Origin of the sequence: Neisseria sicca VK64, assembly GCF_000260655.1 — a bacterium.
In the GTDB taxonomy this organism is placed as follows: domain Bacteria; phylum Pseudomonadota; class Gammaproteobacteria; order Burkholderiales; family Neisseriaceae; genus Neisseria; species Neisseria sicca_B.
On the sequence record NZ_AJMT01000206.1, the window covers coordinates 1 to 13,725 of the forward strand.

A 13,725-nucleotide genomic window follows, 5' to 3' on the forward strand; every position below is an offset into this window, starting at 1 on the left:
AAATACAGTGGATTAAATTTAAATCAGGACAAGGCGACGAAGCCGCAGACAGTACAGATAGTACGGCAAGGCGAGGCAACGCAGTACTGGTTTAAAGTTAATCCACTATACATAAATGATTGACGTAGCTTTTTTGTTTCTCAGTAACCGGTTACGCGTTTTCAGACGACCTGCCAAGCCTTTTCATCGGTCTTTACCCCCAATATAAAAAAGGTCGTCTGAAAACAGTAAAGACCGCCGATATTTCGATTTCTTTCCCATCTTTGCCCTTTCCTTCGGGAAGGGGGTACGATAGTGCCTTTATAGGAATTTCCTGCCCACTACGTCAATTCGATCATTTCAGACGACCTCGGCTGATGCGACAACCAAAATGCCTTGTTCCAGCCAGTCCGACCATTTTTGCGTTAAGGCATCCTGCCAGCCGTTTTCAGACGACATGAACTCTGCCAACATGGTTTGCAGGCCGTTCAGGGAGGTGGGCGTGTCTGCCAACGTTTCCAGCAATAATGCGTCGAAATCGTCGAGGGTTTGGTACATCACGTCGTCTTCCTTATCGCGCCATACCAAAACGGCGGTTTCGACCGTCTGCAATTCGTCGGTAACGTCGTAGTGGTAGCGGCGCACAAAGGCGGTGGGAGAAAGAGTGTACGCCAAATCGTCTGAATCGGCGGGCGAGGCTTGGCTGTCGGTTTGGGCGACTTCGGCGAGCAGTTGGGTGTGTTCGAAATCCATCAGTGCCAAGAGGTCGTCTGAAAGCGGCAGGCTCTGGCAGTATTGGAGGAATTCGCCGGCGATTTCTTGGAAATAGGGGGTTTGGGCGCGCGCGTCTCGGATGAAGCCTTCTTTCAGACGACCCCATTCTCCGCTGTCGAGATATTGCGGCGTTTCGGTATAACAGCGGTCGATGAAGCTGTGGATATTGTTGCGTATCAGGCGGATATAGACGTTCAGACGCTCTTGCGGCAAGCCGTCGGCGGCTTCGCCTTCGCGTATGGCTTGGGCAAAGCGGTGTTGGTATTGGGCGGAGGTTTCAGGCTGCACGGCGGTATTCCTTTCCGGCACGCGTTTGATATTCGGCGATTTTGGCGACTTCGGCTTCGAGTTCGGCAAAAGGCGGGAAATTGAAATCGCGTTCCAACAGGGTGGGCGGGATGGTCGGCAGCTTGGTGTAGGCGAGTTCGAGCAAGTCCCAAACGGTCGGTAAAACCGCCGCGCCGTGGGTATCAATCAATAATTCGGGCGTTTCGACGTCGTGTCCGGCGATGTGGATGTAACACACGCGCCCTGCGTCGACGTTTTCTAAAAAGGCCTCTGGCGACAACAGTCCGTGATTGACGGCGTTGACGTAGATATTGTTCACATCGAGATGAATGCCGCAGTCGGCTTCGCGGGCAACGGCGTTGAGGAACTCGACTTCGTTCATCTCGGCAAGCGGGGAATGCAGGTAGTAGGAGGTGTTTTCTACGGCGATGCGGCAGCCCAATCGGTCTTGCACTTCGCGGATACGCCGCGCGGTATGCCGCACCATTTCTTCGGTGAAGGGCAGCGGCAACAGGTCGTAGAGATGACCGCCGTCGTGGCAGTAGCTCAAATGGTCGGAGAAAAACGTACAATCGTAACGGCGCATCATTTCTTTGATTCCGTCTATCAAGGCGGTATCCAGCGGGGCTTGTCCGCCCAGCGACATGGATAATCCGTGCAACGCCAATGGCAGCCGTTCCGCCACGCGGTCAAACTGTTTGCGCGCCCTGCCGCCCATTTTCAGCCAGTTTTCGGGTGCGGCTTCGATAAAGCGTATCGGACTGTCGTCTGAAAGCGAGAGGAAGTCTTCCGCCAAGTCGCGGCGGTAGCCTAAGCCTGCGTGTTGAATCATGATGTTGCTCCGTTTTGGATGGTGTTCCGACGGTTTTGGTACGAAATTGCTGTCAAAATCAGATAAAAAGCCGCATTTATCAATAAAATGCGGCTTTTTGTTCTAAATTATTTAGAACCGCATTTGCCTTCGCCGCATTTGCCTTCAACTGCTTTAGCTTTGGCTTTTGCTGCTTTAGCGTTTTTAGCGGGGGCTTTTTTCACGGTTGAACCGCATTTACCCTCGCCACATTTGCCTTCGCCTGCTTTAGGAGCAGCGGCACCGCATGAACCTTCGGCAGCTTTAGCCGCACCGCAAGAGCCTTGGGCAGATTTTTGAACGCCTGCTTTGCTGCTTACCGGTTTGTCAGCGGCAACAACGCCGGCAGCCAAAGACAAAGACAAAGCACCAGCAAGGGCAGCGGCTACATTTTTTTTCATATTGATTTCCTTTTTAAAGTATCAAGTTAAACAGATTAAGAATTTGAGTTGGCGCGTTTAAAGTCCGCTCCACGACCTTTTTTATTGATTTCCGACGCGGCATTTCGGGCAAAACCGTTTTTTCAACAGCGCATCCATCGATAAACAGCCCGCGCCTTGCAGCAGAATCGGGATTAAAACCACGATATAAATCAAAGCCATTTTATAGCCGTTGTCGCAGACATTATAACCCGCACCGGCATGGACTGCCGCCCACGCCACTGCCGTTACAATGATTAATCCTAAGGCAGACAGACGGGTCGCCAATCCTAAAAGCAGCAAAACCGGAAAAACCAGCTCCGCCCACATCGCCAAGTTCCAATTCACGCTGTCGGGCAGCAGATAAAACGGAAAGGGGAATTGGTCGTTGATTTCGGCAAACCAGTTTTCGCCGTTCCATTTCTGCATACCCGATTCCCAAAATTCGTAAGCGGCAAACAGGCGCAAAGCCAATAAACCTAAAGCCGATTGCCACGAGGCTGTCGTATTCATTTTCATGATAACCGTTTCATAAAATCATTTCATGCCCGATTAGACGCGGCAGTCTAAAAATGCTTACAAGCGAATTGAAAAAATTTTGTTTGTTATTGTTTTATAATGATATTAATATTCAGAAGGTCGTCTGAAAACAAGTTTCAAGGTTTCAGACGACCTTTTCCTTTTAGCGCATTGCTCCTTCATCATACGGCAAAAGAAGGCCGGTAAGCATGTTCATAAAAAATTCAACTCAAAATATACCCGCTTCGCCGTTCCCGTAAAGACGAAAATAACGAAGCGGGTAAAGACGGAATAAAGCTGTTTTATGTTTAAATATCCGGCAAAAGGCCTGCCTCCAAACCACTTACCGAATCCGTCTCCCGATATTTCAATCCGTCCAATGCCGCAAAATGCTGCTTGCCGCATTCGATTTTCAGCCGTTCGTTTTCGCGCAGCTTGCCCGCATCTACCCCCGCCTGAATGCCTTTGCCGGTATTTTTGGTTTCCGCAACGAAATACACTTTGTCCTGAACCTGTTTTACCACCGCCCAATCGGGATTGTAGTTGCCTAGCGGGGTTGGGATTTTGAACCAGCCGGGCAGCTTGAAATAAAACACCACGCCGCCTTCATTTTTCGCATCATAATCCTCGCAATTTTGGGCAAAGGCTTTTTCCGTGCCGGAATCCAAAGGGATGTAGTTTTCGCAAATGGTTTTTTGCGGATTGCTTACTGTGAACGTAAAACCGTTTTCGTAAAACTCAATGCCTTCGCGCTCCATGTCTTCCAGCAACTTTTGGTCATACACTTCTCCGGTTTGCTCATACTCGATTCCTGCCGCCATCAGTGCGTACAGGCTGCGGTTTACCGCTTCGGCGGCAAGGTCGATGAAGCGTTGCGGGTTGCCTGCCACATCTTTCAGACGACCCGACTGTGTGATGATTTCGTACACCGTGCGCCGCGTCAGCCCCGTTTTTCTTTGGATTTCGCCGAGTATGTCGGGAATTTCCCATGTGGTTTCCATATCGCGGCTGCGGCTGGCAATTTCGACTGTTTCGATACCGTAGGTTTGGGATTGTTTCAATTGCGCCTTGCGGATGCGGATTTTCGGCTTTTGGATTTCGGGCAGGCCTGCCACTGCCGCCGAAGCCTGTTTGATCAATTCTTCCGTATTGAAGCGCACGCGGTAGCGCGTTTTGTATTTCAACTTGTCCCAAATTGCCTGAAATTCGGGGTCGAGCGGAAAATCTTTGCGGAATAGCTGTTTTTTCTTCTTATTGCCGTCCTTGATGTTTTCGGCGGCAAATTTAATACCGCATTCGTCTTCGTATTCCTTTTGCAGGTTGGCGGCAAACGATTCGTAGCTTTCGTTCGGCACCACGGTCAGTATGTTCACCTTTTCATTTTCATCTTCATCGCGCACGCGACGACCTTTCTGATTAACGGCTATACGCAGCCCGCGCCCGATTTCCTGCCGCTTTTTCAGCGGCGAGCGGGTTTCGTTGAGCGTGCAGATTTGGAATACATTGGGGTTGTCCCAGCCTTCTTTCAGCGCGGAATGGGAAAAGATAAAGCGCAGCGGGCTGCCGAAGGAAAGCAGGGTTTCCTTGTCGCGCATAATGAGGCGGTAGGTATCGTTGTCCGCCTGCGTTGTGCCGTCGGTGTTTTTCAGACGACCTTTCTTGTCTTGCGAGAAATAGCCGCCGTGTACGCCTGTCGTATCGGTATTGCCTGCAAGCTCTCGATAGATTTCTTCAAACCAAAGGGCAAACTTGCCTGCTGTTCCGTCTGCCGCACGGTAGTTCTCCACGCGGTCGATGAAGAATAGCGACAACACCTTAATCCCCAGCGGATTCAGCCGTTTCTCCTTCGCCAAATGCTCCCTTACCGTTTCGCGGATTTGGTTTTTCATGATTTCATCTCGCACCGCATCGCCGTCTCCGCCGCGCGTAATGGTTTTACCGCTTGAGAACGCCAATTCCTGATTCTCGAAATCCATGCCGTCAATGATAAAACCGTGGCGGTAGGCTTCGTTGCCGCCCGATTTTTCAAACAAATCGTCTCCCGATTTGACGGATACCTTTTTCTTCTTGGTTTCCTTTTTATCCTGATAATGAATGTTCAAATCGGCTTTCAGACGACCTTTGGCCGCCTGCTTTACTTCCAGCAGCTCTGCAAATGCGCCGTTCACATCGTTTTCCGCCAATATCGGCAAGACTTCGATCTGCTTTACCAGCTTCAAATTGTATGCCTGCACGGGATTCAGGCTGTACACCTTGTGGTACGGTTTTTTATGCGTTGCCGAATAGCGCAGGGTAAAAAGCGGATTGAGCGATGCCAAGGCGTTCAGACGGCCTTCCGTTTCCATATTTTGCGGCTCGTCGATGATGACGATAGGACACGTTTCCTGAATAAAATTAATCGGTGCTTCCCCGCTTTCGTTTACCTTATTGATAACGTTTCCGTCTTTTTCAAACGACTGGATGTTGATCACCAAAATCTCGATGTGGTCGTTTACCGCAAAAGCGCGCAAGTCCGACAGCCGGCCGCTTGAATATTCCGAATAGCGCATCACCGGCCTGCCGAACACCCCGTCAAAATGCGCCTTCGTAATTTCCAGGCTTTTCAACACGCCTTCGCGTATCGGTACGCCCGGTACGACAATGACAAACTTCTTCCAGCCGTAGAGCTTGTTCAATTCGTAAACCGTTCGCAGATAGACATAGGTTTTGCCCGTCCCCGTTTCCATTTCCAGGGAAAAATTCAGCCCGTGCGCGCCGATTTCCGTTTCAGGCTGTCCGTTTTGCTTTTGCACCGCATTCAAATTCCGACCTAGCGTTTCCCAATCCAAATCCAAGCCGTTGCCTACAAACCGCCCCGTCCCCTGACTGGTCAAATCAAATGTCCGGGCATGGTTCGGTTGCCCTGCAAAAAGATTCGCAACGGCATTTACCGCATCAAGCTGATAGGGCATTTCTTCAAATTTCAGTTCCATTTTTATTTCCTTCTATCCGCTGTCGCGCGGAAAATCTACCTCTTTGCCGTCATTCCCACTCAGGCGGGAATCCAGACTTTTTTATTTCAAGAGCGTTTGAGAGATGCTGTAATTTCAAACTTCTGGATTCCCGCCTGCGCGGGAATGACGGCAGACGGCACTTCCGGTTTCCCGCTTTCGGCTGACTACACACACTCGAACATCACGCCCGCGTCCTTCATCTGCAATACGGTATTGCTTTTAAGCGCGTCGTCGCCCTCGAACAGCCTGTCCAATGCCGCCACCTTGACGGGATGCTTCGCCAGCACCGCTTCAATCAAACCTTGATCCACACGTTCCAACAGGAAAGCGTACAGCCCGCCCGTATCCTCGTCTTCCACGAAATATACGTCGTCTGAAAACGAAACCTTGCAAGTCAGCTTCAAGCCCATACGCAGCATCAATTCGTAGAGCAGGTTTTCAGACGATGTTTCAGACAGCACGGAATCGATATTCAACAACAATTCACCTTGTAGGCTTTCGGCATCGGTGCCGGCGGGCTGCCGCCATTGTTTAAAACCGCTTTCGGCAAGTTTGAAAACTTTAAAGCCCGTATCCACGTTTTGACCGCTTTGAAGGCCGTCTGAAATCTGCCTGCCCGCGCGGCGGATGCGCTCTTTGGCAATTTCGGCAATCGTGTTGAAACCCGCCTTGCGCGCTTCGGATTTTTCGTCGGTTTCTTCGGGGAGTTGCACGCAGATGAAACGGCGGCTGCCGCCGTCTTCGGCGTTAAGCTGCATCACGGCATGGGCGGTGGTACCGCTGCCGGAGAAGAAGTCTAGGATGAGGTCGTCTGAGTTTGCAGAGGATTGGATAATTAGATTTTTTATTAAGGAAATTGGCTTAGGGAAACTAAAAAACTTGTTGTCAAAAATATCACGGACTTCTCGTGTTCCATTGAGAGTAAATCCAACATTTTCAGATAAAATCGATGAGAAACCTGTAAATTCATTTTTAGATTCTGCTAGAAATTTTTTCTCTCTGGGTCGCCCTGTATCTGATTTTGGAAAAATAATCCGATTATCTTTAATTTTCGCATCCATCGTTTCATGAGAATAGCGCCAGCCTGTATCGACAGGACATGAGAATTTTCTGCCAGTTTCTGGCTCGACTAAGTCGTAGTGAAGGTTTGGCCGCTGGGTTGCATCGGCTAATCCCAAAATACTGTTACTCATCCATACACCACGAGGGTCATCATCAGGATTGCTGTATTTTGAAGTATCAATAGCTTTACCTAGAAGCCTAAACAATCCAATATTCTTGGCGTATATCAAAATGTATTCATGATCATTGGAAGCATTAGTTTTATTTCTACTGTCTATTATTTGCCGTGATTTCCAAATCAAACCAACAACAAAATTCTCCGCCCCAAACACTTCATCACACAACAATTTCAACTGCGCCTGTTCGTTGTCGTCAATGCTGATAAAAATCACGCCGTCTTCGCGCAGCAGGGTTTTTGCCAGATGCAGGCGCGGCAGCATCATGGAGAGCCAGTTGCTGTGGTAATGGCCGCTGTCTTTGCCGTTTTTGCGCCACGCGCCTTGGAATACGCCGTCGCGCTTCAGGTAGCCCGCGTCGTCGGTATCGCCCACGCGTCGGGCGTATTCTTCGCGGCTTTCGGAGAATTTGTCGGGATAAATAAAGGAATCGCTGCCGGTGTTGTAGGGCGGGTCGATGTAGATCATCTTCACGCTGCCGGCGTAGGATTTTTGCAGGATTTTCAGGGCTTCGAGGTTTTCGGCTTCGATAAACACGTTTTGCGTGCCGTCGAAATCTGCGGATTCTTCTTTGCAGGGAACGAGCGTGCGGGAAGTGGGGCTTTGCAGGTTGAGATAGGCGGCGGTTTTGCCCGCCCAATCTAGTTGATAACGTTCGCCTGCGCCGGCAAGGTTTTCTGCGCCGAGAACGAGTTTGAGCTTCTCAAAGTCGATTTGGCCTTCGCAAAAGACTTCGGGAAAGAGTTTTTTGAGTTTTAATATGTTGTTTTGTTTGAAATTATTTTCTAAATCGTGTATAATTTCGGTTCGGTTCGGTTCGGTTCGGTTCGGTTCGGTTCGGTTCGGTTCGGTTCGGTTCGGTTCGGTTCGGTTGCCATTTTTTCGCCTTTGCAATAGGGGTCGGAAGATAAGTTATTTTACTGGGATTGGCTAAGATACTGAAGCGGTATTAATAGGTCGTCTGAAAACCTTTTACGGAGTTTTCAGACGACCTTTTTGATTGTTAATCCGCCGTGCAGATTTCTATGATTTCTTCACCGTATTTTTCCAACCATTCCCCGCTCACGCCCTCTATTTTGGAAAGCTCCGTCAGAGTTTGCGGCCGGGCTTTGGCGATGGCGCGTAAAGTCTGTTTTTTGGCGACGGCATGCATCTCTCCGCCTTCATAGCGGGCGGTATCGAGACACCATTGGAACAAGCGGCGGGCGAGCTGGCGTTCTGCCTGTTTCGGCTCGGAAAGCCCGTCTGCATAGGGGCGGCAGATGTCGAGTATTGCCTGCCCGTATTGGGCAATTCTTTCGATGCCGATGCCGTAGATGCCGAGCAAATCGGCTTCTTCGGCGGGCGTGAAGACGACGAGGTCGGTCAGGCTGATGTTGGAAAGGACTTTGCCCAAGGCGCATTGTTTGGCGGCTGCCTGCTCGGCACGCCAAGTTTCCAGCTTTTGCTGTAATTGCTGTTCGCGCTCGGTTTGGGGGGTGAATAGGGGTTCTTCGTTGCTCGTTTGCCCGCTTTGGTTTTCGGCTGCGTTCTCACAGACATTGAGAATGTCGATGCCGAATTTGTTGATTTTGGCCTCACCCAAACCATAGATTTGGTGCAAATCTTCCAGCGTTTGCGGCATTTTTTCGACGATGTCGCGCAGGGTTTTGTCGCCGCAGACGACGTAAGCAGGGACTTCTTCGGCATGGGCGCGCTGCTGCCGCCAATGCCGCAATGCCTGCCATAGGCGTTCTTCGCGTTCGGTACGCAGCCAGTTGTCTTTGGGCTTTTGAGTGGCGGCTTTTTCGCGGCGCAACGGGCGCAACATGACTTCGGTTTCACCTTTGAGGGCTTTTTTTGCAGCCTCGGTTAGTTGCAACGCCTGATATTGGGCAACGTTGACGGTGAGGTAGCCGAGGCTGATACATTGACGGATGACGCTGCGCCATTCTTTGTCGGTTTGCCCGCTGCCGATGCCGAAAGTGGAGAGTTTGTCGTGGCCGTTGCGCCGTATCCAGTCGTCGCTTTTACCGCGCAGCAGGTTGATGATATAGCCGGCAGCAAAGCGTTGTCCGGCGCGATATACGCAACTGAGGAGCTTTTGTACGAGGACAGTACCGTCGAAGCGTACGGGCGGATGCAGGCAGTTGTCGCAATGGCCGCAAGGGGCGGATTCTTCGCCGAAATGTTTGAGCAGGAGGACGCGGCGGCAGGCGGCGGTTTCGCAGACGGAAAGCATGGCATCGAGCTTCTGCATTTCGATTTGTTTCTGCACTTCGTCACTGTTGCCTTCGGCGATGCGTTCGCGCAGCAATACCCAGTCGTTCAGCCCGTAACACAGCCAACTCACGGCAGGCAGCCCGTCCCGCCCGGCGCGGCCGGATTCTTGGTAGAAATGTTCGACGCTTTGGGGCATATCGAGATGGGCGACGAAGCGCACGTCCGGTTTGTCTATGCCCATACCGAAGGCAACGGTGGCGACGACGATAATGTTGTCTTCGCGGGTAAAACGGCGTTGGTTTGCTTCGCGTACTTCCATGCTCAAGCCGGCATGGTAGGGAATCGCGTCCAATCCGTTTTCGCAGAGGAATTGGGCGATGTCTTCGACTTTTTTGCGGCTGAGGCAATAGACGATGCCGCTTTGCCCTTCCATTTCTTTGCGGATGAAGTCGAGAAGCTGCTTTTTACCGTTGTTTTTTTCGATAACCTGATAATAGATATTCGGGCGGTCAAAGCTGGAGATGAATTCGGGCGCGTCTTCGAGATGGAGGAAATGTTTGATGTCGGCGCGGGTCGCCGCATCGGCGGTCGCAGTCAGGGCAATGCGCGGCACTTGCGGATAGCGTTCGGCAAGCAGCCCTAATTGCTGGTATTCGGGGCGGAAATCGTGCCCCCATTGGCTGACGCAATGCGCTTCGTCTATGGCGAAAAGGCTGATGGTTTGCTGATCGAGAAAACGCAGGAAACGGTCGGTAACGAGCCGCTCCGGTGCGACGTAGAGCAGTTTCAGACGACCTTGGGCGAGTTTGTCCGCCACCTCGCGGGCTTCTTCCACCGTTGTACTGCTGTTGACCGCTGCCGCTTCTATACCTGCAGCGTGCAGGCTCGCCACTTGGTCGTTCATCAGGGCAATCAGCGGCGAAACGACGATGGCGACACCTTCGCGCATCAGCGCGGGAATTTGGTAACACAACGACTTGCCCCCGCCCGTCGGCATCAATACCATCAGGCTTCCGCCGCCTGCCAATGTATTGACGACAGCCTCCTGCTTGCCGCGAAATTCGGGATAGCCGAATACTTCGTGCAAAATCTGTTGGGCGGAAGGCTGGGGCATGATGGTTCCGTAGGGTGGGAAAAGCGTTATTTTAGCGGTTTTAGACACTGCCTGCATGGCGGATATTTGAGTTATCCACATGAGGTCGTCTGAAAACGGATATTGCTTGGTTGGGTATCGTGGATTGATTTGTGATTGAGACAAGATGGCGAAACCGCCGACAATGCAGATAGTAGGAAACCGGCGCACTCTTTTCTTTAAAACGGAAACCGTTCTCTTTAATCTCAGACAAAGCGGCGGCATACTGGTTTCAAGTCAATCGACTAGAAAACCTGTTTTCAGACGACCTTTTCATTTTTTGGCGGTTTTAAGACTTTGCAAAGCCGATTTACTGCCCCGCCGTCTTCGCGCATAATACGGCAGTCTAATAATTTATCCTAAGCACCCGAAACTTATGAACATCAAACACTTTTCCCTTATTTCGACTTTATCTGCAGCCCTGCTCCTGAGCGCCTGTCAAACGACTACGACTACAAGTGGCGGCGTCAGCGGCAACTGGGACAACATCGGCACGATTTCCGACGGCAATATCAAAGTGGCGATTGATAAAAACAGCATCAAGAAAAACGGTACTTTGGTTACTTTCCGCGATAGAAAAACCGTATCAAAGATGAAAGAAGAACGTTTCGTCAACACGCCTGCCTACAAAACTGCCATTGGCGACTGGGAAATCCATTGCACCAACAAAACCTACCGCCTGACCGCTTTACAGCTCCTCGACGAACACGGCAAAGAAATTTCCAAACACAACTACACTGCGACGAATATCCGCCCGATGAGCGTGATGAACGGTACGATTACCGAAAAACAATTCGAAGCCGTATGCGGCAGCAAGCTCTAATACTCAACTTATCTACATACTTATCCACAAGATAATCAAATCAAAAGGTCGTCTGAAAACCATGAATATGGGGATTCAGACGACCTTTTTGGTTTTTTTGGGAAAGTTATATTCAGGATTATCCACATTTTCTCAAATAAGCGGTTTATCGGTTCAAACCACAATTCCTAATCATCCCATCCATCCGATTTCTAACGCAAACGGACGCCTGTTTCCCCATCAATAATCTGACTAGGCGACTTTTGTTTGCCGATTAAACCGCCGACTACCCATACATCTCTTCCAAACTGCCTTCTCACTTCCCGCTCCGTCTTACACGCGCGTTTGCCTGCGCGGTTGCACGAAGTTGAGACCAAAGGCGTTTTCAAAGCCTGACACAAGCGGCGGGCACCTGCATGGGCAGGAACCCTGACCGCCAGTTTGCTGCGTCCTTTTCCGCGCAATGTGGGTAAAACGTCAGCAGCCGCAGGAAGCAGAAAGGTTTTGGGCGCAGGCCATTCGTTCCTGAGCATGGTTTGAATATTTTCAGACGACCTCTGGAGCAGGGGCTGTAATTGCTCCAATTGGTTGCCAATGACAATCATACCTTTATGTTGCGGTCTTTTTTTCAGATGAATCAGTCGGTTGAGTGCTTTAGGCAAGATCGGGATACAGCCTATGCCGTAGCAGGACTCGGTAGGATAGGCGACCAAGCCGCCTTTTTTAAGATGGGATTGCAGCTTGCGAAGCGTCGAAGCTGAAAGGATTCTGGGGAATAGCATGATAGGGAAGGTCGTCTGAAACACAATTACGTTTTCAGACGACCTGTTTCTTTGATTAACGGTTGATGGCTTTATCGGCAATGTCTTTACGGTATTGCATGCCGTCGAAGCTGATTTTTTCCAATGCGCTATACGCCTTGGCTTTGGCTTGAGCCACATCGTCGCCCAATCCTACGACGCACAATACGCGGCCGCCGTTGGTCAATACGTCGCCTTTCTCGTTTGCCGTTGTGCCTGCATGGAAAACTTTGCCGATTTGGTTGGCGTCATCCAGACCTGAAATAACATCGCCTTTTTTAGGCGTTTCGGGGTAATTTTTCGCCGCCAGCACCACGCCTACGGCAGTTTGCGGGTTCCATTCCGCAGTTACGCTATCGAGTTTGCCGTCTATTGCCGCTTCAACCAAATCCGACAAGTCGCTGTTCAGACGACTCATAATCGGTTGAGTTTCGGGATCGCCAAAACGGCAGTTAAACTCAATCGTATAGGGTGCGCCGCTTTGATCAATCATCAAACCTGCGTACAGGAAGCCGGTAAACTCATGCCCTTCCGCTTTCATACCCGCTACGGTCGGCAAAATAATCTCGTTCATCGCGCGCTCATACACGGCAGGCGTTACCACAGGCGCGGGACTGTACGCGCCCATACCGCCCGTATTCGGGCCTTTGTCGCCGTCTAAAAGACGCTTGTGGTCTTGGCTAGTCGCCATAGGCAATACATGATTGCCATCAACCATGACGATAAAGCTCGCTTCTTCGCCTTGCAGGAAATCTTCAATTACAACACGCGCGCCAGCATTACCCATTTTGTTGCCCAGCAGCATATCGTCAATCGCAGCATGCGCTTCATCCAAAGTCATTGCCACAATCACGCCTTTACCTGCCGCCAAACCATCGGCTTTGATGACGATGGGCGCACCTTTCTGATTGACGTAATTATATGCAGCATCGGCATTTTCAAAGGTTTGATATTGCGCGGTTGGAATGTTGTATTTCGCCATAAATGCTTTGGCAAAATCTTTAGAACTTTCCAGCTGCGCCGCATATTGTGTCGGGCCAAATATTTTCAGTCCTTCAGTACGGAAATCATCCACAATACCCGCTGCCAAAGGTGCTTCAGGACCGACGACGGTAAAAGCAATATTTTCTTTACGGCAGAATTCAATCAAATCCTGATGCGCAGTCAAGGCGATGTTTTGCAACTTGGGTTCAATCGCCGTACCGGCATTACCGGGCGCAACAAATACTGTTTCCACTTTGGGCGACTGCGCCAATTTCCAAGCCAGCGCGTGTTCGCGACCGCCATTACCGATAACCAGCAGTTTCATGCCATCTCCTTGACAAATATGTACTTTTAACGAAAACTCGATACAAGGGGACTTTTGTCCCATTTGAAGAAATTTTGGTGGAATCAAACAAAAGACCGCTTCATTCCACTTTGCAACCTATTTGACTTATCCACGAAATTAAAAAAGGACAAGTAACCATGCAAAAACGTATTGATGAAATCCAAAGCAAATACCGCGAATGGTGTCATCTACTACCGCAATTGGAAGAAGACATCCGGCGTTGGAAACATGCTGTCGCTTTGATTCGCGATATAGACAATTTTTATACCCACGAGTATCAGGCGTGCCATCAGGCCATTGAGGACGGGGCAGAACTGGATTTGAGTACGAAAGGCGAATACAGCATTATGAGTGAAGATGCGTTATGGAACGCGCTGGGAGAATTCCATCAATTGGCCT

Annotated in this window: 11 protein-coding genes and 1 pseudogene; 3 read left to right on the forward strand and 9 right to left on the reverse strand. The window is 50.3% G+C overall.

Annotation, left to right across the window (positions count from 1 at the left end):
• Positions 1 to 114 (forward strand): annotated as a pseudogene (locus HMPREF1051_RS14700) (IS5/IS1182 family transposase); the annotation flags it as partial.
• A gap of 225 nt (positions 115 to 339) precedes the next feature.
• Here the strand turns inward: HMPREF1051_RS14700 and HMPREF1051_RS12275 are convergent.
• The 7 genes from HMPREF1051_RS12275 to recQ all read right to left on the reverse strand — a co-directional run bounded on the left by HMPREF1051_RS12275 (position 340) and on the right by recQ (position 10,376).
• Positions 340 to 1,041, reverse strand: a complete 702-nt coding sequence (locus tag HMPREF1051_RS12275) for a DNA-binding domain-containing protein (RefSeq protein WP_004565700.1) — start codon at positions 1,039 to 1,041, stop codon at positions 340 to 342.
• Entirely contained in the window at positions 1,031 to 1,873 is an 843-nt protein-coding gene (locus HMPREF1051_RS12280; protein ID WP_004565697.1) for a DUF692 domain-containing protein, read from the reverse strand. The genes HMPREF1051_RS12275 and HMPREF1051_RS12280 overlap by 11 nt, the downstream gene beginning before the upstream one ends.
• A gap of 107 nt (positions 1,874 to 1,980) precedes the next feature.
• Entirely contained in the window at positions 1,981 to 2,292 is a 312-nt protein-coding gene (locus HMPREF1051_RS12285) for a hypothetical protein (protein WP_003755853.1), read from the reverse strand.
• Between the two features lie 81 nt (positions 2,293 to 2,373).
• Positions 2,374 to 2,829, reverse strand: a complete 456-nt coding sequence (locus HMPREF1051_RS12290; protein WP_004565695.1) for a DoxX family protein — start codon at positions 2,827 to 2,829, stop codon at positions 2,374 to 2,376.
• Between the two features lie 308 nt (positions 2,830 to 3,137).
• On the reverse strand, positions 3,138 to 5,801 hold the full coding sequence (locus HMPREF1051_RS12295; protein WP_004565698.1) for a DEAD/DEAH box helicase family protein: 2,664 nt from the start codon (positions 5,799 to 5,801) through the stop codon (positions 3,138 to 3,140).
• A 185-nt stretch (positions 5,802 to 5,986) separates the two neighbouring features.
• Entirely contained in the window at positions 5,987 to 7,954 is a 1,968-nt protein-coding gene (locus HMPREF1051_RS12300; protein ID WP_004565702.1) for a site-specific DNA-methyltransferase, read from the reverse strand.
• A gap of 109 nt (positions 7,955 to 8,063) precedes the next feature.
• Complete coding sequence (gene recQ / locus HMPREF1051_RS12305) at positions 8,064 to 10,376, reverse strand: DNA helicase RecQ (RefSeq protein ID WP_036493302.1); 2,313 nt, start codon at positions 10,374 to 10,376, stop codon at positions 8,064 to 8,066.
• Between the two features lie 394 nt (positions 10,377 to 10,770).
• On the opposite strand from recQ, the gene HMPREF1051_RS12310 reads away from it, so the two are divergent.
• Positions 10,771 to 11,217 carry a surface-adhesin E family protein gene (locus HMPREF1051_RS12310; RefSeq protein WP_003769219.1) on the forward strand — a complete coding sequence of 149 codons (447 nt, stop codon included), beginning with the start codon at positions 10,771 to 10,773 and terminating at the stop codon, positions 11,215 to 11,217.
• 191 nt (positions 11,218 to 11,408) lie between these two features.
• Here HMPREF1051_RS12310 and HMPREF1051_RS12315 read toward each other — a convergent pair whose 3' ends face one another.
• Positions 11,409 to 11,978, reverse strand: coding sequence for an L-threonylcarbamoyladenylate synthase (locus HMPREF1051_RS12315; protein ID WP_036493305.1), 570 nt, complete (start codon positions 11,976 to 11,978; stop codon positions 11,409 to 11,411).
• A gap of 55 nt (positions 11,979 to 12,033) precedes the next feature.
• Positions 12,034 to 13,305: a phosphoribosylamine--glycine ligase gene (gene purD, locus HMPREF1051_RS12320; RefSeq protein WP_004565701.1), complete on the reverse strand. Its 1,272-nt coding sequence runs from the start codon at positions 13,303 to 13,305 to the stop codon at positions 12,034 to 12,036.
• 158 nt (positions 13,306 to 13,463) lie between these two features.
• Between purD and HMPREF1051_RS12325 the strand changes: the two genes are divergently transcribed.
• Positions 13,464 to 13,725 (forward strand): DUF4298 domain-containing protein (locus HMPREF1051_RS12325; protein WP_004565696.1); only part of this gene is annotated, 262 nt, incomplete at its 3' end.